Source organism: Kribbia dieselivorans NBRC 106261 (assembly GCF_001552435.1).
In the GTDB taxonomy this organism is placed as follows: domain Bacteria; phylum Actinomycetota; class Actinomycetes; order Actinomycetales; family Dermatophilaceae; genus Kribbia; species Kribbia dieselivorans.
In genome coordinates this window covers 1-24292 of the sequence record NZ_BCRE01000102.1, presented here as the reverse complement: position 1 = coordinate 24292, position 24292 = coordinate 1, and the positions used below count along the sequence as shown (strand labels likewise).

The 24292-nt window shown below is 68.9% G+C and carries 24 protein-coding genes and 1 riboswitch; of the genes, 11 read left to right on the top strand and 13 right to left on the bottom strand.

The window, feature by feature from the left end:
• Positions 1-27: 27 nt before the first annotated feature.
• Positions 28-837 carry a FadR/GntR family transcriptional regulator gene (locus KD1_RS09425; RefSeq protein WP_068400982.1) on the bottom strand — a complete coding sequence of 270 codons (810 nt, stop codon included), beginning with the start codon at positions 835-837 and terminating at the stop codon, positions 28-30.
• Positions 838-914: 77 nt separating this feature from the next.
• Between KD1_RS09425 and KD1_RS09420 the strand changes: the two genes are divergently transcribed.
• Genes KD1_RS09420 through KD1_RS09400 form a run of 5 tightly spaced genes read left to right on the top strand, consistent with a single transcriptional unit; the run spans position 915 to position 5804 of the window.
• Complete coding sequence (locus KD1_RS09420) at positions 915-1460, top strand: phenylacetate--CoA ligase family protein (protein ID WP_068400979.1); 546 nt, start codon at positions 915-917, stop codon at positions 1458-1460.
• The gene (locus KD1_RS09415; protein WP_068400976.1) at positions 1457-2263 is read left to right on the top strand and encodes an SDR family NAD(P)-dependent oxidoreductase; all 807 of its coding nucleotides are present in this window, start codon (positions 1457-1459) and stop codon (positions 2261-2263) included. Before KD1_RS09420 ends, KD1_RS09415 begins: the two co-directional genes overlap by 4 nt.
• Entirely contained in the window at positions 2260-3510 is a 1251-nt protein-coding gene (locus KD1_RS09410) for a thiolase family protein (RefSeq protein WP_068400972.1), read from the top strand. Before KD1_RS09415 ends, KD1_RS09410 begins: the two co-directional genes overlap by 4 nt.
• A gap of 54 nt (positions 3511-3564) precedes the next feature.
• Positions 3565-4446 (top strand): enoyl-CoA hydratase/isomerase family protein, encoded by an 882-nt coding sequence (locus KD1_RS09405; RefSeq protein ID WP_068400968.1) that lies wholly within the window; start codon positions 3565-3567, stop codon positions 4444-4446.
• Positions 4443-5804 carry an MFS transporter gene (locus KD1_RS09400; RefSeq protein ID WP_083542321.1) on the top strand — a complete coding sequence of 454 codons (1362 nt, stop codon included), beginning with the start codon at positions 4443-4445 and terminating at the stop codon, positions 5802-5804. Before KD1_RS09405 ends, KD1_RS09400 begins: the two co-directional genes overlap by 4 nt.
• Positions 5805-5888: 84 nt before the next feature.
• On the opposite strand, the gene KD1_RS09395 is transcribed toward KD1_RS09400, so the two are convergent.
• Positions 5889-8159 (bottom strand): excinuclease ABC subunit UvrA, encoded by a 2271-nt coding sequence (locus KD1_RS09395; protein ID WP_068400965.1) that lies wholly within the window; start codon positions 8157-8159, stop codon positions 5889-5891.
• A gap of 165 nt (positions 8160-8324) precedes the next feature.
• Here KD1_RS09395 and KD1_RS09390 point away from each other — a divergent pair, with 165 nt between their 5' ends.
• Positions 8325-8768, top strand: coding sequence for an iron chaperone (locus tag KD1_RS09390; protein ID WP_068400985.1), 444 nt, complete (start codon positions 8325-8327; stop codon positions 8766-8768).
• A 150-nt stretch (positions 8769-8918) separates the two neighbouring features.
• On the opposite strand, the gene KD1_RS09385 is transcribed toward KD1_RS09390, so the two are convergent.
• The 3 genes from KD1_RS09385 to KD1_RS09375 all read right to left on the bottom strand — a co-directional run bounded on the left by KD1_RS09385 (position 8919) and on the right by KD1_RS09375 (position 10898).
• Positions 8919-9392, bottom strand: a complete 474-nt coding sequence (locus tag KD1_RS09385; protein WP_068400962.1) for an OsmC family protein — start codon at positions 9390-9392, stop codon at positions 8919-8921.
• A 31-nt stretch (positions 9393-9423) separates the two neighbouring features.
• Positions 9424-9537, bottom strand: a riboswitch (SAM riboswitch).
• A gap of 153 nt (positions 9538-9690) precedes the next feature.
• Positions 9691-10317: an alpha/beta hydrolase gene (locus tag KD1_RS09380; RefSeq protein ID WP_068400959.1), complete on the bottom strand. Its 627-nt coding sequence runs from the start codon at positions 10315-10317 to the stop codon at positions 9691-9693.
• A gap of 5 nt (positions 10318-10322) precedes the next feature.
• On the bottom strand, positions 10323-10898 hold the full coding sequence (locus tag KD1_RS09375; RefSeq protein WP_068400956.1) for an NADPH-dependent F420 reductase: 576 nt from the start codon (positions 10896-10898) through the stop codon (positions 10323-10325).
• Positions 10899-11002: 104 nt separating this feature from the next.
• Between KD1_RS09375 and KD1_RS09370 the strand changes: the two genes are divergently transcribed.
• The 3 genes from KD1_RS09370 (at position 11003) to KD1_RS09360 (ending at position 13731) form a co-directional block, all read left to right on the top strand.
• A complete protein-coding gene (locus tag KD1_RS09370) occupies positions 11003-11506 on the top strand; it encodes a MarR family winged helix-turn-helix transcriptional regulator (RefSeq protein ID WP_068400953.1) in 504 nt (167 codons plus the stop codon).
• A gap of 69 nt (positions 11507-11575) precedes the next feature.
• On the top strand, positions 11576-13054 hold the full coding sequence (locus KD1_RS09365; protein ID WP_083542320.1) for an MFS transporter: 1479 nt from the start codon (positions 11576-11578) through the stop codon (positions 13052-13054).
• Between the two features lie 29 nt (positions 13055-13083).
• On the top strand, positions 13084-13731 hold the full coding sequence (locus tag KD1_RS09360; protein ID WP_068400951.1) for a YdeI/OmpD-associated family protein: 648 nt from the start codon (positions 13084-13086) through the stop codon (positions 13729-13731).
• A gap of 54 nt (positions 13732-13785) precedes the next feature.
• Here the strand turns inward: KD1_RS09360 and KD1_RS09355 are convergent, their stop codons facing one another.
• On the bottom strand, positions 13786-14589 hold the full coding sequence (locus KD1_RS09355) for a class I SAM-dependent methyltransferase (protein ID WP_068400948.1): 804 nt from the start codon (positions 14587-14589) through the stop codon (positions 13786-13788).
• Positions 14590-14607: 18 nt separating this feature from the next.
• Here KD1_RS09355 and KD1_RS16585 point away from each other — a divergent pair, with 18 nt between their 5' ends.
• Positions 14608-14754 carry a hypothetical protein gene (locus KD1_RS16585; protein ID WP_157073263.1) on the top strand — a complete coding sequence of 49 codons (147 nt, stop codon included), beginning with the start codon at positions 14608-14610 and terminating at the stop codon, positions 14752-14754.
• Positions 14755-14775: 21 nt separating this feature from the next.
• Here the strand turns inward: KD1_RS16585 and KD1_RS09350 are convergent, their stop codons facing one another.
• On the bottom strand, positions 14776-15573 hold the full coding sequence (locus tag KD1_RS09350; protein ID WP_068400946.1) for a VOC family protein: 798 nt from the start codon (positions 15571-15573) through the stop codon (positions 14776-14778).
• Positions 15574-15682: 109 nt separating this feature from the next.
• On the opposite strand from KD1_RS09350, the gene KD1_RS09345 reads away from it, so the two are divergent.
• Positions 15683-17473, top strand: coding sequence for an acyl-CoA dehydrogenase (locus KD1_RS09345; RefSeq protein WP_068400942.1), 1791 nt, complete (start codon positions 15683-15685; stop codon positions 17471-17473).
• Here the strand turns inward: KD1_RS09345 and KD1_RS09340 are convergent.
• From KD1_RS09340 to KD1_RS16835, 6 genes are all read right to left on the bottom strand, one after another.
• Positions 17470-18081, bottom strand: a complete 612-nt coding sequence (locus tag KD1_RS09340; protein WP_068400939.1) for a TetR/AcrR family transcriptional regulator — start codon at positions 18079-18081, stop codon at positions 17470-17472. The two genes, KD1_RS09345 and KD1_RS09340, sit on opposite strands and share 4 nt — an antisense overlap.
• A 5-nt stretch (positions 18082-18086) precedes the next feature.
• A complete protein-coding gene (locus tag KD1_RS09335; RefSeq protein WP_068400937.1) occupies positions 18087-18866 on the bottom strand; it encodes an enoyl-CoA hydratase family protein in 780 nt (259 codons plus the stop codon).
• Positions 18859-20925 carry an ATP-binding protein gene (locus KD1_RS09330; protein WP_068400934.1) on the bottom strand — a complete coding sequence of 689 codons (2067 nt, stop codon included), beginning with the start codon at positions 20923-20925 and terminating at the stop codon, positions 18859-18861. The genes KD1_RS09335 and KD1_RS09330 overlap by 8 nt, the downstream gene beginning before the upstream one ends.
• Positions 20926-20930: 5 nt before the next feature.
• Entirely contained in the window at positions 20931-22529 is a 1599-nt protein-coding gene (locus KD1_RS09325; RefSeq protein ID WP_068400931.1) for an acyl-CoA carboxylase subunit beta, read from the bottom strand.
• Positions 22526-23689 carry an acyl-CoA dehydrogenase family protein gene (locus tag KD1_RS09320; protein ID WP_068400928.1) on the bottom strand — a complete coding sequence of 388 codons (1164 nt, stop codon included), beginning with the start codon at positions 23687-23689 and terminating at the stop codon, positions 22526-22528. Before KD1_RS09320 ends, KD1_RS09325 begins: the two co-directional genes overlap by 4 nt.
• Positions 23686-24292: AtuA-related protein (locus KD1_RS16835; RefSeq protein ID WP_441768672.1), on the bottom strand; the 607-nt coding region annotated here is incomplete at its 5' end. The genes KD1_RS16835 and KD1_RS09320, both read right to left, overlap by 4 nt.

Sequence of the window (24292 nt, the reverse complement as noted above, 5' to 3'; positions counted from 1 at the left end):
CCGGTGGGGTGCCCGCCGCCTCGGTGGTCACATCTTTGAGGCGAGGACCCTCATGATCTCGGGGTCGGACAGCCGTGCCGTGGCCAAGGTCTCGTCGGATGAGAACCTGGACTGCTGCCGCTCCAGGTAGGCATTCATGGCCGCAACGGCTCGCTCGCTGTCGCGCGCTCGGAACGCAGCCATCAACTCGGCGCGATCTGCGGCGAACTGGAGGGACCACTCCTTCCAGAACGACCGGCTGCGTTTGGCGAAGGCATCGACCTGAAGTCGGACGAGCACCTCGGCCAGGACGCTATCGATGGCGAAGAGAAGTGCGTTGTGCGTCGCGGCGGAGACGCTGACCTGAAACGCGACGGCGGCATCGGCAATGTGCTCGAAGTCGGCGGACTCTCCGGCCTCGGCCAGGCGCCTACCTTGGTCTTCGATCAGGTCGAGATCCTCGTCACCGGCATGGTCGACCACCCGGACCGCTGAGTACGCGGCGAGCGCCTTGCGCATCTCCAGCACCTCGAGGATGCCGACGCGGTCGACTTGCAGCAGCGTGTGCAAGGAGTTGGCGATGAACTGACGCGGGTCCCCAGTCACATAGGCGCCGCTGCCATGACGCACCTCCACCAGGCCCATGACCTCGAGCACCCGGAGTGCTTCACGCACCGGCGGATGGCTGACCCCGAAGTGGGCGGCCAGGTCGGTCTCGCTGGGCAGTCGTTCACCGCGCTTCAACTCGCCGCTGGCGATCTGGTCCCGCAGCGACTCGACGACGACACGACTGGCGGTGCGGCGCTGCGGTGGAGGGGCCGCGAGCGCGGCTGGCGTACCGGCGGTTCGCGAGCGCATCGAGACCGCGTTCGGAGACGCTCCATGACTTCGCCGGCGGACTCGGCGCCTCATGCGGAAGCCCGCAGTACGACGGCATGCACTGGCTCGTGGACGACCTCGCGATGATGGAGTTGGCCGACCCGGAGACGCACGAACCGCTCGCGTTCGAGGACGGTGCGGAAGGCCTGGCGGTCTACACCCCGCTGGATGCCCCCGGCCTGCTCGGGATTCGGCAGAGCAATGGTGACCTGATGCGCGTCCGGACGGGCCCGTGCACCTGCGGCAAGACCGGGTGGCGTTACGAGTTCATCGGCCGCAGCGACGACATGCTCAAGGTCAAGGGCGTCATGCTCTACCCCCTCGCCGTGGAGAAGGTCATCCAATCCTTCGTCCCGCGGGTGACCGGCCAATTCCGGATCGTCCTGTCCGAGCCTCCACCGCGCGTGGTGCCGCCGCTGAAGTTGCGCGTCGAGCGCGCGGCGGAGCTGAGTGTGACGCAGCTCCGACAGCTCGAGGGCGACATCGTCGAGGAGATGCACCGCACGCTGAAGATCCGGCCGGCGATCGACTGGGTCGAGCCGCACAGCCTCGCGCGATCGACGACGAAGACCCAGTTGATCGAGAAGGAGTACCTGCGATGAGTGATTCCGCGACCGTCACACCGACCGGGCGGCTGGCCGGACGCACCGCGCTGATCACCGGGGCCACCCGCGGGATCGGCCTGGCCATCGCCCGGGAGTACGCCCGCCAGGGGGCCGATCTGATGCTCGCGGCGACGAACGAGGTACGCCTTGATGAGGTCGCCGCCGAGCTGGCGCAATTCGGCACCCGGATCGAGACCGCGGCGCTCGACGTGGCCGATCGCGACTCCTGCTTCGCCGTGGCCGCGAAGGCACGGGAGAGGCTCGGTCCAGTGGACGTGCTCATCAACAATGCCGGCGTCTACATCGCCAAACCGTTTCTCGAGTACACGTTCGCCGAGTACGACCGGGTGCAGCAGGTCAACCTCAATGGGGTCTTCCACCTGATGCAGGCTGTCCTGCCCGACATGGTTCAGCGCGGCTACGGCAAGGTCGTCAACATTGCCTCCACGGCGGGAAAGTGGGGATCGCGCAACCAATCGGCGTACAACGTCGCCAAGCACGGCGTGGTGGGGATGACGCGCTGCGTGGCCTTGGAGATGGCCCCGCACGGCATCACGGTCAACGCGATCTGCCCGGGTCTGGTGCAGACGGATCTGCTCGACGGTTTCCAGGACGTCCACGCCGGTCTCGGCAGCACGACACCGCAGACCGTTCACGACGACCTGGTGTCCCGAGTGCCGATTCGTCGTTTCCTCGATCCGACCGAGTGCGGCCACTTGGCGGTCTACCTGGGATCGGCCGAGTCCGACGGGATGACCGGGCAGTCGATCCTCCTCGACGGCGGGATGTTGATGATATGAGCCACGCCTACATCATCGGCATCCACTCCACCGCCTTCGGACGCTTTGCCGACCGCTCCTTCCGCGACCTCTCGCGAGAGGCGATCCTCGGCGCGATCACCGACGCAGACGTCAGCGGTGACGCCATCGAATCGGTGTGGTTCGGAAACGTCCTTATGGACTATTGGGGGCAGCACAGCACCCGCGGTCAGTTCACCCTGGTTCCACTCGAGGAGGAGGGTGTGCTGCGACGGCGAGTGGCCATCACCAATGTCGAAAGCGGATGCGCGACCGGATCGATGGCCCTGCATGGCGCGATCAAGGACATCCTGAGCGGGACCTCCGAGATCTCGCTGGCCGTCGGGGTCGAGAAGACGTTTCGACCCGACGTACCCAAGGAACAGACCCTGGCCATGTACCGCGCCGGTGAGAATGCGCTCGACCCCCACGAAACGCTGGCCGAATACCGGTCCCTGGCGCAGCAGGGCGGGCGCGAACTCGAGTTCGGCCCCGACCGCACGATGTTCATGGACACCTACGCCGCCCAGGCCGCGTTCCACATGACCCAGTTCGGGACGACTCAGGCCCAGCTCGCGGCCGTCGCTGCCAAGAACCACACCAATGGCGCCGCCAATCCGCTGGCCCAGTACCGGTTCTCCATGACCGTCGACGAGGTCCTCGCCGACCGCGAGGTCAGCTACCCGCTCACCCGGTCGATGTGCGCGCCGGTTGGCGACGGCGCCGCCGCGGCAATCGTCTGCTCCGAGGGCGTCCTGGCGAGGTTGCCGACGACGGTTCGGGACCGAGCCGTGCGGGTGGCCGCAGCCGTCCTCCGCAGCGGGGTCTACCGCAGCCCTCACGAGCCGAGCCTGACGCGCGAAACCGCCGATCGCGCCTATCAGCTCGCCAGCATCGCACCAGAGGATATCGACGTCGCCGAGGTTCACGATGCCACGGCGTTCGGCGAGATCTACCAGGCCGAGATGCTGCGCTTCTGCGACATCGGCCAGGGCGGGCCCCTCGCGGAGTCCGGCGCCACCGCGATAGACGGAGCCATACCCCTCAACACGTCGGGGGGACTGCTGTCCAAGGGACACCCGATCGCCGCCTCCGGCCTGTCCATGACCCACGAGATCGTCACCCAACTCCGCAGTGAAGCCGGCGACCGCCAAGTTCGCGGTGCACGCACCGGAATGGTGGAGAACGGCGGCGGAATCATGGGCCTCGAAGAGGCCGCCTGTTGCGTCACCCTGCTCGACCGTCGATAACTCCGTCGACGCGAGTTCCCACATAAAGATTCACCTCATGAGAAGGACACACCCATGCCAAAATCCGATCGGACATATCCGTTCTACGACGCTCCCGAGGCCTTGACCGACTGGGTCACGCCCATCAGTTTCGAAGAGGTGCAGGAGAAGTACAAGGAGTTCTTCCACCTCGAGAAGCGCGACGACGGCGTCGTGCTCTGCCGACTGCACACCCAAGGCGGACCGTTGAAGTTCAGCCTGCGCTGGCACCACGCGCAGCCGCTCTTCTACCGCGACATCGGCCAGGACCGCACCAACGAGGTCTTGATCTTCACCGGTACCGGCGATGAGTTCACCATGAGCAGCGACGTGGGAGACTTCAAGGGATTTGACGTCTACCGCAACAGCTTCGATCATTTTTGGCTCGACGCGTTCGAACTCATCGAGGGGTTCCTCTACAACCTCAACATGCCGGTCATCACGGCATTCAACGGCCCGGCCCTCGTGCATTCCGAGTGGGCACTGATGGCCGACTACGTCATTGCCTCGGACAACACGACGTTCCAGGACGCGCATTTCGAGAACAATTACGTCGCAGGTGACGGAAACTCCCTGGTCTTCGCTGAGCGAATGGGCGTCGGCCGCGGGTACGCGTTGGCCCTGATGGCCGAGAAGTTCACCGCGGAAGAGGCCCTCAAGCATGGCTTGGTCAACGATGTCGTCCCCCGTGACAAGCTCCTCGACCGCGCGTACGAGGTCGCCGACTGGCTGATGTCACGCCCCCGGGCCGTGCGCCGCAATCAACACCTGGTCATCCAGCGGCACTGGCGCGACGTCATGCACCGCCACCTGGGCCACCACCTCGGCGCCGAGCACACCTCCCTCTACGTCGACTACAAGCCGATGGCTGATGCCTGGGCCCTCGACACCGACCCGAACGGGGTTCGAGCGTCATGAGCAGCGTGACCGCATCCGGCACCTCCGCCGTGAACCACCGCCGCGTCTTCGTCGCCACCGGCTTCGGGCACCTTGTCGAGTGGTACGAGTTCTCCGTCTATGGGTTCGTCGCCGTCCACATTGGGGCAACCTTCTTTCCGTCCGGAGATCCGACCACCCAGTTGCTCGCCACGTTCGGGATCTTCGCCTTCACCTTCCTGTTCCGCCCCCTCGGTGCCCTGATCTTCGGACCGATGGCGGATCGGGTCGGGCGCCGCCCGGTCCTGGTCATCGTCATCCTGTTGATGTCAGGCTCGACCTTTCTGATCGGTCTGCTCCCGGGGTACACGACGATCGGTGTCCTTGCCCCACTGCTGCTGTTGCTCCTGCGCGCGTTGCAGAGCGTGTCCGCCGGCGGGGAGTTCGGTGGGGTCACCGCCTTCATGCTCGAGTACTCGCAGCCAGGCAGGCGCGGCCGGACCACGAGTTGGTTGATGTCCTTCGCCGTGATCGGTTTCCTCGTCGGCAGCCTGATTGTGACCCTCCTGGCCGCCGTCCTCAGTGATTCGGCGATGGCGTCGTGGGGGTGGCGAATCCCGTTCCTGCTGGCCGGGCCGCTCGGCCTGATCGGGCTCTACATCCGCTTGCGCCTGGAGGACACCCCGGTTTTCCGCGAACTGGAGGAGCTCGGGGAGATCTCTCGCACGCCGCTCCGAGACGCTCTGCGCTATCCCCGCGAACTGTGGACCACCATCGCCCTCGGCGGTCTGCACACCGCGTTCTTCTACACCGTACTGACCTTCATGGTCTCGTTGATCGCCCAGACCGCGAAATTCGGCAGCACCGTGGGGCTGATGGCCACCGTGGCCGGAGGTGTGGCAGCGCTGCTGCCGATTCCCTTCATGGCCGCGCTCTCGGACCGCATCGGCCGACGTCCGGTGCTCATCGCCAGTAGCGCCGCCATTCTGGTCGGGGTGGTACCGATCTTCTGGCTGATCCTGAGTTCGCCGACCGGCGCCGTCATCGGCCAGGTGTTGCTCGGCCTCCTGCTCGGCTCTCTCATCTCCACGACGCTCGTGTCGATGACGGAGATCTTCCCCGCCCAGGTGCGAGCGGCCGGATCGTCGTTGGCGTACACGATCGCCTCGACGGCGATCGGCGGCACCGTACCCTTCGTCGCCACGTGGCTCGTCCGTGCCACCGGAGATCGGACCTCACCGGCGTGGTACTTGGTCGGCATCGCGGCCCTCGGACTGATCGCTGCGTTGACCTTCAAGCAACCGCGTGAGGACGACCTCGAGCAACGCCATCGGGACCAGACGAACTCGGGGCTGCGGTCGCCCTCCACCACGGCCTCCACCACGGAGGCCACCTCCTGACCGAGCCCCACCCCCGCCCGGTTCGAGGTATTACCGACCGCTGCAACGGTCGGTAATACCTCGAACCGGTGGGGGTTCTGCCGGTCAGCCGACGGAACGCCGCAGATGTTGAGCGGTCAAGGTGTCCGACGACTCGATCATCTGCGCCGGCGTCCCCTCGAACACGACCGTGCCGCCCTCGTGCCCGGCGCCCGGCCCGACGTCGATGATCCAGTCGGCCTGCCCGATGACGGCGAGGTTGTGCTCGATGACGACGAGGCTGTGCCCCTGATCGACGAGCCGGTGAAGCATCGCGACGAGGTTCTCGGTGTCCTTCAGGTGCAGCCCGGAGGTCGGTTCGTCGAGGACGTAGGTCGCCGCATCCGCCCCCATCGACGAGACCAGTTTGAGCCGCTGACGCTCCCCGCCGGACAGCGTCGTCAGCGGCTGCCCCAAGGTCAGATACGGCAACCCGACGTCGAGCAGCCGCCCGAGGATCCGCTTGGGCACCCCGGTGGTGAACACCTGCGCCGCCTCGGCGACCGGCAGCGCCAGCACCTGGTCGATCGTCAGGTCGTGCAGCGTGTACTGCAACACCTCGGGCCGGAATCGGCGACCTTCGCAATCCGGGCAACGCGTCGCGACTCCGGCCATCATTGCCAGGTCGGTGTAGACGACACCCTGACCCCCGCACGTCGGGCACGCCCCGTCGGAGTTGGCGCTGAACAGCCCGGCCTTGACCCCGTTCGCCTTGGCGAAGGCGGTCCGAATCGGGTCGAGCAACCCCGAGTACGTGGCCGGGTTGGAGCGCCGTGACCCCCGGATCGCGGACTGGTCGACGATCTGCACTCCGTCCCGCCCGGCCAGACCCTCCTGGATCAGCGAGGACTTGCCCGACCCGGCGACGCCGGTCACGACCGTGAGCACACCCAACGGAATCTCGACGTCGACATCGCGCAGGTTGTGCGACGACGCTCCGCGAATCTCGATGACACCCGAGCGTTCACGGGCAGTGTCGCGCACGGTGTTCCGACGATCCAGGTACTCGCCGGTGATGGTCGCCGAGGAGCGCAGCCCGGCCAGGTCGCCGTGGTACGTCACCGTGCCTCCGTCGTGGCCCGCGCCCGGACCGAGGTCGACGAGGTGGTCGGCAATGGCCATGACCTCCGGTTTGTGTTCGACGACGAGCACCGTGTTGCCCTTGTCGCGCAACGCGAGCAGCAGGCCGTTCATCCGGTCGATGTCGTGCGGGTGTAGGCCCACGGTCGGTTCGTCGAAGACGTAGGTGATGTCGGTCAACGAACTGCCGAGGTGGCGGACCATCTTGACCCGCTGCGCCTCACCACCGGACAGCGTGCCGGACTCGCGGTCCAGTGAGAGGTACCCCAGACCGACCTCGACGAGCGCGCCGAGCATCTCGCTCAGGTTGGCGACGACCGGCGCGACCTCGGTGTCCTCGATCGCGGCCACCCAGGAGCGCAGTTCGTCGACCTGCATGGCCGTGCATTCGGCGATCGTCACCCCATGCACGGTCGCGGTGCGCGCGGACTCGTTCAACCGCGCTCCGCCACATTCGGGGCAGTCGACGAAGGTGGCGAGGCGCTCGACGTAGGCCTTGATGTGCGCCTGCTTGAGTTCGGCGGCCTTGTCGAGGTACATGCGCTTGACCTTGACGAGCAGACCCTCGTAGTTGGTGTTGATCCCGGCGTACTTCTCGCGGCGGGCCGGGGCGTGCATGAACTCCTGCCACTCGTCGGCGGAGTAGTCGCGCAGGGGTTTGTCGACATCGAGGTTCGGATTGTTGGCGAACTGCTTCCAGTACCAACTGTCGACGTTGAAGTTCGGAGCAAGGATCGCGCCCTGGGCGAGGGACTTGGACGTGTCGACGAGTTGGGTCTCGTCCACGGCCGCGGCCCGGCCGGTGCCTTCGCAGGTCGGGCACATGCCCTCGGGCAGATTGAACGAGAACGCGCCCGAAGGGCCGACGTAGGGCGTCGAGAGTCGGCTGAAGAGGAGCCTGAGGAGCGAATACGCGTCGGTGGCGGTGCCGACGGTGGAGCGGGAGTTCGCGCCCATGCGCTCCTGGTCGACGACGATCGCGGCCGACAGATTGTCGAGCCGATCAACCTCGGGCCGGGCCATCGAGGGCATGAAGGACTGCACGAACGTCGAGTACGTCTCATTGATCAGGCGCTGGGACTCGGCGGCGACGACGCCGAACACCAGGGAGGACTTGCCCGAGCCGGAGACGCCGGTGAACACCGTCAGCCGGCGCTTGGGCAGATCGACGTCGACGCTGCGCAGGTTGTTCACCCGGGCGCCGCGCACCCGGATCACGTCGTGGCCGTCGGCGATCGTGTTGGTCGTGATCGTCATGTCGGCATTGTCGCCGATCTCTGTCCCGCGCGGTTCGCCCTCTCCCGCGCGGTTCGCCCTGTCCCGCGCGGTTCGAGGTATTGGCGACCGTTCCAGCGGTCGGTAATACCTCGAACCGGGGAGGTTGGGAGGAAGATGAGGGCCGACACGACGATGGGAGCACCGATGAGCACGAAGGACACCGACGCCGGCACCGAGCCGAGCGACGGCTTCAGCGCTGAGGAGCGCGCCGCGATGAAGCAGCGCGCCGAGGAACTGAAGAAGACGAAGAAGGGCAAGAACACCGAGGCGGAGGTCCTCGAGGCGATCGCCGCGATGCCGGACGACGACCGGGTCCTGGCCGAGCGCCTGCACGCGACGATCATGGCGACGGCGCCGCACTTGGCTCCGCGGACGTGGTACGGGTTCCCCGCCTACGCCAAGGACGGCAAGGTGTTGTGCTTCTACCAGCCGGCCTCGAAGTTCAAGGCCCGCTACGGCACCCTGGGGTTCCAGGATGTCGCGGCGCTGGACGACGGCGTGATGTGGCCGACGTCGTTCGCCATCATCGACTGGAACGCCGACGTCGAGGCGAAGATCGTCGAGCTGGTGCGGGTCGCGGCGAGCTGACCCCCTCACGCCGCTCACCCCGCGCCCCTCACGCCCCGCAGGGCCCCTCGCGCGGTTCGAGGTATTGGCGACCGTTGGAACGGTCGCCAATACCTCGAACCGCGTGGGGGTGAACCGCGGGGGTGCGGTGTGATCAGTGCGGAGCAGCGATCAGAAGGTCAGCGTGCGACGTACCGGAACACCGTTGGTGAGGTTGTCGAGCACGGGGCAGTGCTGCTCGACCTCCTCGGCCAGACGGACGTAGTCGGCTTGCGAGGCCGGGCCCGTCACGGTGATCCCCAGATCGATGCCGCCGAAGCCGGGGCGCACCTCGTCGTCGAGACCGAGGAAGCCGCGCAGGTCGATCTCGCCGCGCAGGCTGACCTCCACCTCGTCGAGCGGGATGTCGAGCTTCGTGGCCCAGGTTTTGTACGTGATGACCGTGCACGCGCCGAGCGCCGCCAGGAGGTGCTCGACCGGGGTGGCGCCCAAGTCCTCACCGCCGAAGTTGGCCGGCTCGTCGATGGTGAACTCGTGCTGACGCGTGCGGTTCGTGACGCGGGTCGCGGTGCCGGTGACCAGCGAGCTGGTGAGGTCGACCTGGGTCAGATACTTTGACGGCGTTGCCGTGGTGGTCGTGCTCATGGGAGTACTCCTGTTCGTCAGTCCCGAAGGGGAACCGTGCTTGCCGCGCTCGGTTGAGCGTGGCCCGGTCGTCATCCGGGGCACCCCACCAGCGGTGGAGGGTTGCCGCCCAGCAAGCCGGGGCTTCGCGCTGGGTCTCGTGACCGTGCGACACACATTATTTGCCGTGAGCAAATGTTGCGTTATGTGTCCGCATGGCGGGACAGGGCGCGCGACGGCGCCCAGACGCCCCTCCCCGGTTCGAGGTATTACCGACCGCTGCAACGGTCGGTAATACCTCGAACCGCGGGGTTTGGGCCTACGGCAGCGTCTGGGTGAGCCAATCGCTGAGCGCGGTGACGTTCTCGGCGAATACCCCGTGTCCGCCGGCGTCGCGCTGGGAGGTGGTCACGGCTCCGGAGTCGCCGTGGAGGTAGATCCATGTGCGCTGCTGGAGGTCGAGCGGGATGACCTGGTCGGCGTCACTGTGGGCGACGAAGACCGGGACTCCAGCCAGGCGCCCGACATCGGTGGGCACACCGGCGTCGAACGGCAGGGTCCCCTTGAGGATCGCCGCTCCGGCCAGTCGCGTGGGGTCGTCGAGAAGCACTCCCCCGGCGAACGCCGCTCCGCCACTGAACCCGATGAGCACCACCGGCCGACCGGGCGGAGCGACCTCATCGAGCCACGTGTGGAACCACGCGATGGTGGCCGCCAGCGACTCGGCGACCGGCCGCCCGATGCCACGGTTGGCGAACCAGGCGTAGCCGCCGCCCTCGGCAATGGGGGCTCGGACGGCGACATACGACAGGCCCGCGGGCAGGTGCTCGGCCAACCCGATGATCGTCGACTCGTCGGCGCCGCGGCCGTGCAGCAGCACGACCAAGGGCTGGGCCGAATCGTCAGGCTGGTGCCAGGCGACGCTGGGCTCGGGGAAGTCGCTCACAGGACTCAGGCCTGGACGGCGAAGCCGCCGGTCCAGGCGATCTTCTCGGCGGCAGCCAGGGAGATCTGGAGGAAACCGAACGCCTCGAGCTCGCGGGCGCGCTTGAGCGAGCCGGCGTCGATGACGTTGAGTCCACCGGCGGTGACGACCTCGGACAGGGCGGCCTTGGCGTCGGCGTCGTCCCCGGCGATCTGGACGGTGGTGGTCAGGTCACCGATCTTGCCGGTGGCCAGCGTGGCCGCGAAGGTCGTGTTGAAGGCCTTGAGCACGCGGGAGTTCGGCAGGGCGGCAGCGAGTTCGGCCGCGGCCGAGGAGTCGGTCGGGACGGTCAGCGAGTCGAACGTCTCGAAGTTCACCGGGTTGGTGATGTCGACGACGATCCGGCCGGCAAACTGCTCGGCGCGCTCGGCGGCGATGGAGGTCAGCGCGTGGTACGGCACGGCCAGGACGACGATCTCGCCGGTGACGGGCTTGGCGGCATCGTTCTCGCCGAAGCACTCGACGACGTTGCCGCCACGCTCGACGACGCTGGCGATGGCCGAACCCATGTTGCCGGTTCCGAAGATGCTCACGGTGCTCATGACGTACTCCTCAAGGGTGGTGGGTGACACGATTGGTTGTTGCTTCAAGTAACGCTAGCACCGATTTAGTTGTTCCGACAACTTTTTTTTGAGAGGATGTGTCCATGGAGACGAAGTGGCTGACCAGCGAGGAACTCAGCGCCTGGGTGCGCATGATCGCGGTGCTCGAGTTGCTGCCGGCCACCCTCGACGCCCAACTGCGCCGCGACGCCGACCTGACGCACTTCGAGTACTTCACCATGGCCGTGCTCTCCGAAAGCCCCGACATGACGCTGCGCATGACCGCACTCGCGGCCCGCACCAATGCCACGCTCCCCCGCCTCTCCCACGTCGTGCGACGCCTCGAGAACCGGGGGCTGATCGAACGGTTCCCCTGTCCCGAGGACAAGCGAGCGACGAACGCGCGCCTGACCGACGAGGGGTGGGCGAAGGTGCGTGCGAGCGCCCCCGGCCACGTCACCACCGTGCGCGAGAACGTCATCGACGCCCTGACCCCGGAGCAGATTGGCCAACTGGCCGACATCTCCGAGGCCGTGCTCGAGCGCCTCGACCCCGAGGGGCAGATGACGCCGATGTACCCGCGCACCACCGGTGCCGGAGCGTCGTAACCCGCCCCACGGCGCTCCGCCCGGAAAAGCGTTTCCGCGGGTGTGGACCCGTGACCCACACTGGTGCACATGGCCCTGTTTCCGCCCGTCGGGCGCACCTTCGCCCACCTGCTGCTCAACACGGCGGTGGCGGGCCTGACGACGAGTTTTCTGTGGTTCGCGTTGACGTTCTGGGCCTACCTCGAGACCCGCTCCGTGCTCGCGACCGGCATCGTCGGCGGCGCCTACATGCTGTTCGTCTCCGCGAGCAGCATCCTCTTCGGATCGATCGTCGACCACCACCGCAAGATCGTCGTGATGCGCGCCTCGACGATCGTCACGCTCGTGTTGTTCGCCGCCGCCGGGGTGTTCGCGCTGCAGGTCCCCGACGACCGGCTCACCGATCTGTCGCGCCCGTGGTTCTGGATCTTCGCGGCGCTCATCCTCATCGGCGCGATCGTCGAACACCTGCGCAACATCGCCCTGTCGACGTGCGTGACGATCCTCGTCCCGGACGCCGAGCGCGACCGCGCCAACGGCCTGGTGGGCACGGCCCAGGGCATCACGTTCCTGGCGACCAGCGCGGTGTCCGGCCTGTCGGTCGGCTTCCTCGGCATGCGATGGACCCTCGTGCTCGCGACCCTCGTCGTGGCCGCCGGGCTGGTGCACCTGCTCGTCATCCGCATGCCGCAGGAGCCGGTCCCCGCCGCGGCCGCGAGCGACGACCACGGCCGTGTCGACCTCGCCGGCTCGCTCGCGGTGATCCGCGCCCAGGCCGGTCTGTTCGCCCTCATCATCTTCTCGACGTTCAACAACCTCGTCGGCGGTGTCTACCTGGCACTCATGGACCCGTACGGCCTGGAGATGTTCTCGGTGCAGATGTGGGGCTTCGTCATGGCCGCCAGCTCGGTCGGGTTCATCCTCGGCGGCTTCGCCATCGCGCGAACCGGCCTCGGCCCGAAACCCGTGCGCACGATGCTCCTGTGTGTCATCGCCATGGGTCTCATCGGTGGCCTGTTCACCGCGCGCGAGTGGTGGTGGCTCTACGGCCTCGGCCTGTTCGCCTACATGTGCCTCGTGCCGGCCGTCGAAGCGGCCGAGCAGACCGTGATCCAGCGGGTGGTCCCCCTGGAGCGTCAAGGGCGGATCTTCGGATTCTCGATGGCCGTGGAGACCGCCGCCGCTCCCCTGACGGCCTTCCTCATCGCGCCGATCACGGCGAACTGGGTCATCCCGTACGCCGCGTCGGCCGAGGGTCGCGCGGCCCTCGAACCGTGGCTCGGCATCGGCACCCCGACGTCGCGCGGGATCGCCCTGGTCTTCCTCGTGGCGGGGATGATCATGGCCGTGGTGGCGGCGCTCGCGATGGTGTCGCCGTCTTACCGGCACCTGGAGGCCACGTACGCGACCACGGCTCCGCGTGATGACGTCATACCGGAGTTGGGTGCGGCCGGGTTGCCCGAGTTCGGCGCGCCCGGTGAGGTGGTCGGCTCGGCATCGTCGTCGGTGGCCCTGTCGATGCCGCAGCGTCCGTGGGAGACCGAACCCGACGACCGCGATCCCGCCTGACCGAGCGCCGCGCTGGGCAGACTGGGCTGATGCGCGAGGGTGGTACGGCAGAGCGACCGGCGGTGTTCTTCGACGATGCCGCGGACTTTCGCGCGTGGCTCGAGGCCCACCACGACACTGCGACCGAGGTGTGGGTCGGACTGCGGCGCAAGCACATGCCGAACCCGGGCCTGCTGTACGCGGAGGCCGTCCGCGTCGGGCTGTGCTTCGGGTGGATCGACTCGGTCTCGCAGCGGATCGACGAGGACTCACGTCGGCAACGGTGGACGCCCCGCAGGCGCGGCAGCACGTGGAGCACGGTGAACATCGCGGCCGTGGAGGAGCTCACGGCCGCCGGGCTGATGCACCCGGCCGGGCTGGCCGCGTTCGCCGCGCGGCGCGAGGACCGTTCGGGTATCTACACCTATGAGAACGACGCTCCGGTGTGGCCGGAGGACTACGAGGAGCGGCTGCGGGCCGACCCGCGCGCCCGCGCCTTCTGGGACGCCGCCACCGCGACGTATCGCAAGCACGCGACCGCGTGGGTGGTCACCGCGAAGCAAGAGGCCACGCGGGAGCGCCGTTTGGCCCAGCTCATCGAGGACTGCGCGGCGGGTCGGCTCATCAAACCGCAGCGGTACGGCACCGAGCCGGTGTGGGCGACGAAGGCGCGCGCCGCACTCGATGACCTGACCTGACCACCTCGATGACCTGAGCCCGGGCGGTCGAGTGGCGGAGTCTCGTCGGGTCGCCTACCGGGTGCCGTGGACGGCGCGGGCCACCGCACTCAACGCGAACGACCCGGTGGGGCGGCCCAACTGCGCGTACAGCCCGTCGCGCAAAGCCGCCTGCTGCTCGGGTGTGCGGCTGGTGGCGTAGGCCCCCGCCGGCCCGATGCCGAGCAGGAAACTCGCCCACAGTTCATCGAAGTTCGCGTAGGTCGAGTGGACCCTCAGGGTGGTCTCCGCGACGTGCTGCAGCCCGGCCCCACGCAACAGTGCGGTCAGTTCGCCTGGGCGCCCGAATCGCATGATGTGCGCCTCGTCGGGCGCGTCGGGATCGAGCGCGAGGGCGGCATCCCAGAAGGAGCGCAGCATGTGCATCTCCTCCTCGAAGTCCCACACGCAGGCGGCGACCACCCCACCCGGGCGCACGACCCGGGCCATCTCGGCCGCACCGCGCTCCGGGTCGGAGACGAAGTGGAACACCAATTGCGCAGCGGCACAATCGAACTCGCCACCGGCGAAGGGCAAGTGCTCAGCCGGAGCGCGGTGCACCTCGACTCCCCGATGGCGGGCCCGGAAGGCCTCGACGAACCCGGGCGTGGGGTCGACCGCGACGACCGACGACGCTCCGAGCCGCTGCACCGCCACCTCGGTCAGGGCACCCGGCCCACACCCGACGTCGAGGAAGCGCGTGCCCGCGTCGGCGGGCAGGCACCAGTCGGCGAACGCCGTGGCGAGCGGGCGTGAATAGCGCCCCATGAACCGGTCGTAGGCGTCGGCCCCGGCGTGGAACGTCGCGCTGCCGGAAACCTGAGGCGACTCATTGGCCATACGTGACAGAGTGCTCCTGTGGAGCCCGGTCCGCAATGCCCAACCTCCGACGCGGGGATCCCGACCTACGGCGGCAGCGGCCTCCAGCCCGGCGTCGACCTTGAGGACAAGGCGGCCCTGGCCGACCTGCTCGACGCCGAGGACGAGACGCCCACTGCCGGCTGACCCATACGCCGTCGGCGAGGGTTACGACTTCGGCGCGGACTGTTCGAGGAGCAACGTCGGCAGGGCGAGGGCGGGTTCACGCACCGTCGCGACGCGCGTGCCCGGCTTGCGGCCGGCCCGCACTTCCGAGACCTCGACACCGGCGTCGACAAGCCGGAGCCTCGTGGCGTCGAGGTCCGCGGTGCGCCACGCCAGTCCGCCGGTGCGGTCGGGCCCGCCGTGCTCGGCGTCGGTGTGATCGCCTGCCGAAGCGCCGTGGGCGGGCAACGGAGCAGCGACCTCCACCACGTCGCGGCCGCAACGGAAGAACAGGAACCGCACCCCGAGCGTGCTGTTGCTGCGGTCCAGCCGCAGATCGAGCCCGAGCCGCGCGCCCCACAGCGCCAGCGCCCGATCGGGCCGACGGGTGTGCACGACGAGGTGATCCAGGCCGGTGATCTCAGCCCCGGTGACGCCAGACCCGGCCACCACAGGCGGAGCGTCGTCACCCCCGGACGCCACGACGATCCGCAGCCCGGCGAGATCGACGACACACTCGCCGTCACCGCGCTCCTCGACCGGCAGGCCGCGGCGGATGAGCAGTCGCGCGACGTCCTCGTCGGCGACGACGGACAGGGCCACCTCGACGAGCCCGCCACGATGATCGGGGGACCGATCAGCCTCAGCCGGGCCGATCGCGACTCCGGCACCGCCCGAACGCAACACCCCGAGCGCGTCGGGTTCGGCATCGAACAGCCGCGCGTAGGCGCGGGTCGTCGCCTCGACGTCGTGGGACCACACCCGAACGTGGTCGATTCCGGTCCAGCGCAGCGGAGTCATGCCCGCATCATGTCAGCGACCGCGCGGCACCGAGTGAAGTTGACCCTCCCGGCACGCGGCTGACACGCTGCCCACGGCACCGCCGCCACGCACCGATGGGAGAGCACACATGGCCGAGGATCTGCTGTCACGCCGCGACCTGGACTTCCTGCTCAACGAGTGGTTGAACGTCGCGAAACTGACCGAACGGCCCCGCTACGCCGACCACGGCGCCGAGACCTTCGCGTCGATCCTGGACGTCTCCGAGCAGGTCGCGCGTCGGCACTTCGCCACCCACTTCAAGACCGGCGACGCCCGCGAGCCCTCGTTCGACGGCACCACCGTGACGATCATCCCCGAGGTCGGCGAAGCGCTCGAGGCCTTCGCCGCCACCGGCCTGGTCTCGGCCGCGTTCGACGAGGAGCAGGGCGGCATCCAGCTGCCGCACGTCATCCACCGCGCGTGCTTCATGTGGTTCCAGGCCGCGAACATCGCCACCGCGAGCTTCCCCATGCTGACCATGGCCAACGCCGGACTGCTGCTGGCCCACGCGAGCGAGGAGCAGGTCGCCACCTACGTGCCGCCGATGCTGGAGGGCCGCTGGTCGGGCACGATGTGCCTCTCCGAGCCCGAGGTCGGCTCGTCGCTCGCCGACGTCGCCACCCGCGCCGAACTCCAGGACGACGGCACCTACCGCATCGTCGGCAGCAAGATGTGGATCTCCGGCGGCGAGCACGAGGTCACCGAGAACATCGTCCACCTCGTCCTGGCGCGCGTCGTCGGTGATGCCCCCGGCGTCAAGGGCCTCTCGCTGTTCATCGTGCCGAAACACCTGCCCCAGGTGGACGGCACCCTCGGCGAGCGCAACGACGTCTCCCTCAGCGGCCTCAACCACAAGATGGGCTACCGCGGCATACCCAACACCCTGCTCGCGTTCGGCGATGGCACCCACCCGGTCGACGGCGCTCCGGGCGCGCGGGGTTTTCTCATCGGCGGCCGCGGCGCGGGCCTGACGTACATGTTCCACATGATGAACGAGGCCCGGATCGGCGTGGGGTCGGGGGCCGTGGCCCTGGGTTACCGCGGGTATCTGACCGCCCTCGACTACGCCCGCGAGCGCCGCCAGGGACGGCCAACCGCGGGCAAGGACCCCGCAGCTCCCCCGGTGCCGATCATCGAGCACGCCGACGTGCGGCGCATGCTGCTCGCCTCCAAGAGCTACGTCGAGGGCGGGCTCGCCCTGGCGCTCTACTGCGCGTCTCTCGTCGATGAGCAGGAGACCGCGCCGAACGAGGACGAGCGCATCCGCGCGTCCCGCCTGCTCGACCTGCTCACCCCGATCGTCAAGGCCTGGACCTCGCAGTGGTGCCTCAAGGCCAACGACCATGCCATCCAGGTGCTCGGCGGGGCCGGGTACACCCGCGACCACGACGTCGAGCAGCTCTACCGCGACAACCGCCTCAACCCGATCCACGAGGGCACCGACGGCATCCAGTCGATCGACCTGCTGGGTCGCAAGGTCCGCCTGTACGACGGCGAGTCGATGCGGCTCCTGGCCGACGAGATCCGGAGCACGGTACGGCGGGCCGAGGGCACGCTGTGGGCTGATCGCGCGGCGGCCTTGGCGATCGCGTGGGAGCGGATCGAGGAGGTCACGGTGCAGGTGTGGAGCCAACGCGACCCCGAGCTCGCGCTGGCCAACTCGTGGCGCTACCTCGAGGCGTTCGGCCACACGGTGCTCGCCTGGCTGTGGCTCGACGTCGCGCTGGCCACCGGCGCGCAGGACGAGCCGTACCACCGTGGCAAGCGGGCCGCGGCCGCGTACTTCCTCGACCACGAACTGCCCCACGTGCACCCCGCTCTCGACGTCGTCGCCCGCCTGGACCGCACGATGCTCGACCTCGATCCGACGACCCTTTAGCCAGCAGGTTTCGCCAGCGCGTCGCGCAACTGCTCGCTCCAGGCCGCGATGATGCGCGCCCGGCGCTTGGAGTCGTCGCTGAGCAGGTCGGCCAGGCCGAGGCCGCGGGCCATGTCGAGCGTGCCCTGGATCAGGCTGCGCACCCGCGGGTCGGAGTCATCGACCTCGAGCAGCTCCACGGCGACGGCGTGCACGCCTCTGGCGAACCTGCGCTCCAGCGGGCCAATGTGCTCGAGCAGCGCGGGGTCCGCCGCGGCGGCGGTCCAGGCCTGCACGGCTGCCTTGAAGAACGTGTCCGTGTTGACGTCGACGACCAGCTGAACCACGTACCGCACCCGATCGGAACCCTGGGGCGGATCGACCTGCCGAAGCGCCTCCATCCGCTGGTCGAACAGCGACCTGAGCGCCGCCTCGATGAGCAACTCCCGGGTGGGGAAGTGATGCTGCGCCGCCCCCCGGCTGATCCCGGCCTGCGCGGCCACGACCTGCATCGTCGTGGCCGCCCAGCCCTTCGTGGCCAAGCACGTGATCGTGGCCGCGAGCAGCCGCTCCCGAGTCGCCCGACTCCGGTCCTGCTGCGGCTCGCGCGCCGCGACCTGATCGGTCATGGCGCTCACAACGCCCAACGCGGCGGGCGCTTCTCCAGGAACGACGCCATGCCCTCGCGGGCCTCCTCGCTGGCGAACAGGCGCGACGACTGCTCCGCCACACGGTCGGCGTTGGCCTCGATCCCGGCCACGACATCGTGGTTGACCAGCAGCTTCGACTCGCGCAACCCCTGCGGTGACGCCTTGGCCAGAGTGGCGACCATCTGGTCGACCCCGGCCTGCGGGTCGTCGAGCGCGAACGTCACGAGCCCGATCCGGGCCGCCTCGTCCGAGTCGATCGTCGTGCCGGTCAGGAACAGCAGACTCGCCTCGCGGTTGGTCAGGCGCGGCAGCACGACCAGGGAGATGACCGACGCGGCCAGACCCAGACGAGACTCCGTCAGGGCGAAGGTCGCCTTCGGGCCGGCCACGACGATGTCGCACGCCCCGACCAGGCCCATGCCACCAGCGCGCACGTGACCGTTGATCAACCCGATGACCGGCTTGTCCAACGTGACGATGGCCTTCAGCACCCCGATGAGCTGATCGCTGCGGGCCCGCTGTGGGTCGCCGACCTCGCTGGCCGAGGCCTCCGAGAGGTCCGCGCCGGCGCAGAACGTGCCGCCGGTGTGGGTCAGCACGACCGTGCGCACCGCCGGGTCGGCCGCCGCGTCCTCCAAGGCGGAGCGCAGCTCGCGCACCAACTGGTCGGACAGGGCATTGCGGTTGTGCGGCGAATCCAGCGTGACCACGGCGCGACCGGCGCTCACCTCGTACTGCACGCGACGGGTGTCCGACTCACTCATGCGATTCCTCCTGTGTGCTGGTTGCCTGCTCCCCATCATCGACGACGACGATCACCTGGCCGGGCTCGACCTGCTGACCGACGGTGACGCGCACCTCGGCGACGACACCGTCGACGTTGGCGCTGATCTGGTGCTCCATCTTCATCGCCTCCAGCCACAGCAGCGGCTGACCGGCCATGACGTGGTCACCGGGCTCGACCGCGACCCGAATGACCGCGCCCGGCATGGGCGCCACGAGCGACCCAGCGGCGACGACCGAAGCCGGATCGACGTATCGCGGCACTTCTTCCAACGTCACCGATCCGATCGGCGCGTCCACGAAGATCCGCACCCCACCGGCATCGCCGGCATCACTGGTCGTGCCGTACCGGTTGACCGTGAACGGCCTGATCACGCCGTCGATCTCGAGCCGCACCCGCTGCGGCGTCGCCTCGATGAGCTGCACGCCGGCGCCCTCGGGCAGTACGCCGTCGGCGACCTCCAGACCGGCGCGACCCAGGCGGTACCCGACCTCGACCGACTCCCCCGCACTCGTCGTGTAGGCACGCGTCTGGAACGCCGAGACGACGTTGCGCCACCCGCTGGGCAGGTCGGCACCGAAGGCGCCACCCTGACGGGCCAGGGCCGCATCGGCCAGCGCCGCCGCGAGGTGGAACATCCCCGGCTCGGCGACGTTCGACGCTCCGGTCGTCAAGGTCTCGACCTTCTCGGCGGAGAGGAACCCGGTGTCGAACCGGCCGGCCAGGAAATCTGCGTCGGTGAGGATGCCGACGAGCAACTCCCGGTTGCTGCGCAGGCCGTGCAGCTGGGTGCGTTCGAGGGCCTGGGCCAGGTGGCTCGCGGCCTCCTCGCGCGTCGGCGCCCACGTGATGACCTTGGCGACCATCGCGTCGTAGTGCGTGCCGACCTCACCGCCATCCTCGATGCCGGAGTCGAGTCGCAGCCCCACGGTGTCGAGCACCTCGAACTCGGCACTCACCCCTGGCACCTCGAACCGGTCGATGATCCCGATCTGTGGGGCGTAGTCGTCCATCGGGTCCTCGGCGTAGAGCCGCGCCTCGATCGAGTGGCCGCGCAACGACGGCTCCGATCCGTCCAGCCGGTGGCCCTCCGCCATGTCGAGTTGCAGGTTGACCAGGTCCAGCCCGGTGACGTTCTCGGTGACCGGGTGCTCGACCTGCAGGCGCGTGTTCATCTCGAGGAACCAGAACTCGCCCTGGTCGTTGGCGAGGAACTCCACGGTGCCGGCTCCGACGTACCCGACCGCAGCCGCCGCCGCCCGGGCCGCGGTCAGCAGGTCGTCACGCATCGTGCCACCGACGGCGTCGACGACCGGCGAGGGCGCCTCCTCGATGACCTTCTGGTGGCGCCGCTGGATCGAGCACTCGCGCTCGCCGAGGGCCCACACGGTGCCGTGCGCGTCGGCCATGACCTGGACCTCGACGTGCCGGCCGGTCTCGATGTAGCGCTCGACGAAGACGGTCGCGTCACCGAACGCCGATCCGGCCTCGCGGGCCGCATTCGCCATTTCGGAGTCCAGATCGGCCAGGTCGCGCACGATGCGCATCCCGCGACCGCCGCCACCGGCCGAGGCCTTGATGAGCACCGGCAACTCGGCCTCGGTGATGGCCTCGCGCTCCAGGCGCGTCAGCACCGGCACCCCGGCGGCGGCCATCAGGGCCTTCGACTCGACCTTGGAGCCCATCGAGGTGATGGCCGCCGGCGGCGGACCGATCCACGTCAGGCCCGCGTCGAGCACCGCCTGCGCGAACTCGGCGTTCTCGGAGAGGAACCCGTAACCGGGATGGATCGCGTCCGCCCCGGCGCGGCGGGCCGCGTCGATGATGAGGTCGCCGCGCAGGTACGTCTCGGCCGGGGCGTGGCCGGGCAGGCGCACGGCCGCGTCGGCCTCGTGGACGAACGGGGCGTTCGCGTCGGCGTCGGAGAACACCGCCACCGTGGCCAGTCCGCGACGGCGGCAGGTCGCGAAGACGCGCCGGGCGATCTCGCCGCGGTTGGCGACGAGGACGGAGGTGATCTGGGGGTTCGTGGTTGCCATGGTTCTCACATCCGGAAGACGCCGAAGGCATCCGTGCCTTCGACCGGGGCGGAATGGATCGCGGACAGGCTCAGGCCGAGCACGGTCCGGGTGTCGCGGGGATCGATGACGCCGTCGTCGTACACCCGCCCCGACATGAACATCGGCATCGACTCCGCGGTGATCTGCCGCTCGATGAGGTCACGCTGCATCGTGGCCGCCTCGTCGTCGAACGGCTTGCCCTGGGCGAGCGCCGAGGCCTTGCTCACGCTGTACGTCACCTCCGCGAGCTGCGCTCCGCCCATGACGGCACATCGGGCACTCGGCCAGGAGAACACGAAGCGCGGGTCGTACGCGCGGCCGCACATGCCGTAGTGCCCGGCGCCGTACGACGCTCCCATGAGCACGGAGATGTGCGGGACGGTCGAGTTCGCGACCGCGTTGATCATCATCGAGCCGTGCTTGATGATGCCCCCCTGCTCGTACTCCTTGCCCACCATGTACCCGGTGGTGTTGTGCAGGAACAGCAGGGGCGTGTCGTACCGGTTGGCCAACTGGATGAACTGCGCCGCCTTCTGGGCCTCGGCGCTGAACAGCACGCCACGCGCGTTGGCCAGGACCCCCACGGGGTAGCCGTGCACCTGTGCCCACCCCGTGACCAGCGACGACCCGTAGTTGACCTTGAACTCGTCGAAGTCGGAGTCGTCGACGACGCGGGCGATGACCTCGCGCGGGTCGAAGGGGATCTTCAGGTCCGAGGGCACGATGCCGAGCAACTCCTCGGGCGAGTACCGCGGGGGGCGAATGTCCCCGCGCGGCGCCGGCCCGGCCTTGTGCCAGTTCAGCCGGGCCACGACCCGTCGGCCCAGGCGCAGGGCGTCCTGCTCGTCGACGGCGTAGTGGTCGGCCAGGCCCGAGACCCGGGCGTGCATCGCCGCTCCGCCGAGGGACTCGTCGTCGGCGATCTCCCCGGTCGCGGCCTTGACCAGCGGTGGGCCGGCGAGGAACACCTTGGAGCGCTCCTCGATCATGATGACCTGATCGCTCATGCCGGGCAGGTAGGCGCCGCCGGCGGTGGAGTTGCCGAAGACGATGGAGATCGTCGGGATACCCGCCCGCGAGAGCTGGGTGAGGTTCCTGAACATCGCGCCGCCCGGCACGAAGATGTCCTTCTGGGTCGGCAGGTCCGCGCCGCCGGACTCGACGAGGTTGATCACCGGCAACCGGTTCTCCCGGGCGATGTCCTGCGCGCGCAACATCTTCTTCAGCGACCACGGGTTCGTCGACCCGCCGCGGACGGTGGGGTCGTTGGCCAGGATGAGGCACTCGACTCCGCTGACCTGACCGATGCCCGTGACGATGCTGCCGCCGACGGGGAACTCCGTGCCCCACGCCGCGATCGGGCTCAGCTCGAGGAACGGCGAGTCGCGGTCGATGAGCAGTTCGATGCGCTCGTGCACGGTGAGTTTGCCGCGCTGCCGGTGTCGGGCCACGGCCTTCTCGCCGCCGCCGGCGACGGCCTCGGCCGATGCGGAGTCGAGTGCGGCCAGGTTGGCCGTCATGGTCGCCGCGCCGTCCCGGAAGGTCTCCGAGGAGGTGTCGAGGGTGGATCTGATGATCGTCATGAGGTCAGCCCCAGTCGTCGGGCGGCGAGCTCGGTGAGGATCTCCACCGTGCCGCCGCCAATGCCGTTGATCCGCATGTCGCGGTGTTGCCGCTCGACCTCGGTGCCGGTCATGTACCCGGCGCCACCGAACAGTTGGACCGCTTGGTGGGTGACCCACTCCCCGGCCTCGGTGCCGGTGTTCTTGGCGAAGCAGACCTCCGCGATGAGGTCGCTGTCACCGTCGACCGCCCGATCGACGACGTTGCGGGTGTAGACCCGGGCGACGTCGATGCGCCGCGCCATCTCGGCGAGCGTCATCTGCACGTGCTGGCGAGAGATGAGCGGCTGCCCGAACGTCTCCCGGTCGCGGCACCATTGGGTGGTCAGGTCGAGGCAACGCTGCGCCTGCGAGTACGCCTGCGCCGCCAGCATGACCCGCTCGGAGACGAAGCCGGACCCGATCATCGCGAACCCGCCGTTCTCGGCTCCGATGAGGTTGGTGACCGGCACGCGCACGTCGGTGAACGACAGTTCCGCGGTGTCGGAGCAGCGCCAGCCCATCTTGTCGAGTTTGCGCGTCACCTCGAATCCCGGTGTGTCCGTGGGGATCACGATGAGGGAGATGCCCCGCGCGCCCTTGAGTTCGGGGCCGCCGGTGCGCACGGCGGCGGTGACGAAGTCGGCCCGCACGCCGGAGGTGATGAACGTCTTGGCGCCGTTGATGACGAACTCGTCGCCCTCGCGCCGCGCGGTCGTGCGCAGGCCACCGACGTCGGAGCCGCCGCCCGGCTCGGTGATTGCCAGCGAGCCGATGAGCTCACCGGCGAGCGTCGGCCGCACCCATTTCTCGACGAGTTCCGCGGAACCGAACGCGGCGATGTGCGGGCAGGCGATGCCCGGCGTGAACAGGGACGCCTGCACCCCCGCGGCGGCGCCGGCCTCGTGCAGCGCCTCGGTGACGACGAGCATCTCGCGCAGTCCACCGCCGCCGCCACCGACCTCCTCGGCGAACGACGCTCCGATCAGCCCGAGGTCACCGGCCTTTCTCGAGAGCTCGCGCGGCAGTTCGCCCGCTCGTTCCCACTCGTCCTGGTACGGCAGCACCTCGCGGCGGACAAACTCGTAGACGGTCTCGCGCAGGGCGGTGAGTTCCTCGCTGCGCCAGTCCTGGTGGCTCATGCCAACTCCTTGGGGGTTTCCGGGGCCTCGACCAGGTGGCGGGGCACGTCGACGTATCGCGAGCGCACCCACTCGGCCACGCCCTTGGCCTGGGGGTCGAAGCGGGCGTTGTAGGCGACGCCTTCGCCGAGCAGTCCCTCGATGACGAAATTGAGGGAGCGCAGATTGGGCAGGACCGCGCGGGTGACGCGTAGGCCTTCGGCCTCGGGCAGGAGCGCGGTGAGCGCGGCCGAGGTGAGCATGTCCCGGGCCCAGGTCCAGGCCGCGTCGTCGCGGGCCCAGAGCCCGACGTTGGCGTTGCCGCCCTTGTCGCCGCTGCGGCCGCCGAGCAGGTGCCCCAGCGGGATACGCACCGTGTCGCTGGCTGTCGCGCCGGCGCTCGTGGTGCCGTTGTCGACCCCGGCCGGTTCGAGCGGCGCGGTCTGCGCCGGCGGGTCGACGTGCTCGGTCTCGCCGTTGGACAGCACGACCGTGTGGGCCGGCACGCCCTGCGGCACATACGCCGGGGTGTACGCCCCGTACATCGCGCCGCGCCCGGGCGGGGTCGTCGTGTGGAAGCCGGGGTAGCTGCCGAGCGCGGTCTCGACGGCCGCCCCGGAGATC

Excerpts from the sequence above, each read along its gene's own strand:
- KD1_RS09425 (WP_068400982.1), bottom strand. The coding sequence starts at position 837 with ATGCGCTCGCGAACCGCCGGTACGCCAGCCGCGCTCGCGGCCCCTCCA.
- KD1_RS09420 (WP_068400979.1), top strand. The coding sequence starts at position 915 with ATGCACTGGCTCGTGGACGACCTCGCGATGATGGAGTTGGCCGACCCG.
- KD1_RS09415 (WP_068400976.1), top strand. The coding sequence starts at position 1,457 with ATGAGTGATTCCGCGACCGTCACACCGACCGGGCGGCTGGCCGGACGC.
- KD1_RS09410 (WP_068400972.1), top strand. The coding sequence starts at position 2,260 with ATGAGCCACGCCTACATCATCGGCATCCACTCCACCGCCTTCGGACGC.
- KD1_RS09405 (WP_068400968.1), top strand. The coding sequence starts at position 3,565 with ATGCCAAAATCCGATCGGACATATCCGTTCTACGACGCTCCCGAGGCC.
- KD1_RS09400 (WP_083542321.1), top strand. The coding sequence starts at position 4,443 with ATGAGCAGCGTGACCGCATCCGGCACCTCCGCCGTGAACCACCGCCGC.
- KD1_RS09395 (WP_068400965.1), bottom strand. The coding sequence starts at position 8,159 with ATGACGATCACGACCAACACGATCGCCGACGGCCACGACGTGATCCGG.
- KD1_RS09390 (WP_068400985.1), top strand. The coding sequence starts at position 8,325 with ATGAGCACGAAGGACACCGACGCCGGCACCGAGCCGAGCGACGGCTTC.
- KD1_RS09385 (WP_068400962.1), bottom strand. The coding sequence starts at position 9,392 with ATGAGCACGACCACCACGGCAACGCCGTCAAAGTATCTGACCCAGGTC.
- KD1_RS09375 (WP_068400956.1), bottom strand. The coding sequence starts at position 10,898 with ATGAGCACCGTGAGCATCTTCGGAACCGGCAACATGGGTTCGGCCATC.
- KD1_RS09370 (WP_068400953.1), top strand. The coding sequence starts at position 11,003 with ATGGAGACGAAGTGGCTGACCAGCGAGGAACTCAGCGCCTGGGTGCGC.
- KD1_RS09365 (WP_083542320.1), top strand. The coding sequence starts at position 11,576 with ATGGCCCTGTTTCCGCCCGTCGGGCGCACCTTCGCCCACCTGCTGCTC.
- KD1_RS09360 (WP_068400951.1), top strand. The coding sequence starts at position 13,084 with ATGCGCGAGGGTGGTACGGCAGAGCGACCGGCGGTGTTCTTCGACGAT.
- KD1_RS09355 (WP_068400948.1), bottom strand. The coding sequence starts at position 14,589 with ATGGCCAATGAGTCGCCTCAGGTTTCCGGCAGCGCGACGTTCCACGCC.
- KD1_RS09350 (WP_068400946.1), bottom strand. The coding sequence starts at position 15,573 with ATGACTCCGCTGCGCTGGACCGGAATCGACCACGTTCGGGTGTGGTCC.
- KD1_RS09345 (WP_068400942.1), top strand. The coding sequence starts at position 15,683 with ATGGCCGAGGATCTGCTGTCACGCCGCGACCTGGACTTCCTGCTCAAC.
- KD1_RS09340 (WP_068400939.1), bottom strand. The coding sequence starts at position 18,081 with ATGACCGATCAGGTCGCGGCGCGCGAGCCGCAGCAGGACCGGAGTCGG.
- KD1_RS09335 (WP_068400937.1), bottom strand. The coding sequence starts at position 18,866 with ATGAGTGAGTCGGACACCCGTCGCGTGCAGTACGAGGTGAGCGCCGGT.
- KD1_RS09330 (WP_068400934.1), bottom strand. The coding sequence starts at position 20,925 with ATGGCAACCACGAACCCCCAGATCACCTCCGTCCTCGTCGCCAACCGC.
- KD1_RS09325 (WP_068400931.1), bottom strand. The coding sequence starts at position 22,529 with ATGACGATCATCAGATCCACCCTCGACACCTCCTCGGAGACCTTCCGG.
- KD1_RS09320 (WP_068400928.1), bottom strand. The coding sequence starts at position 23,689 with ATGAGCCACCAGGACTGGCGCAGCGAGGAACTCACCGCCCTGCGCGAG.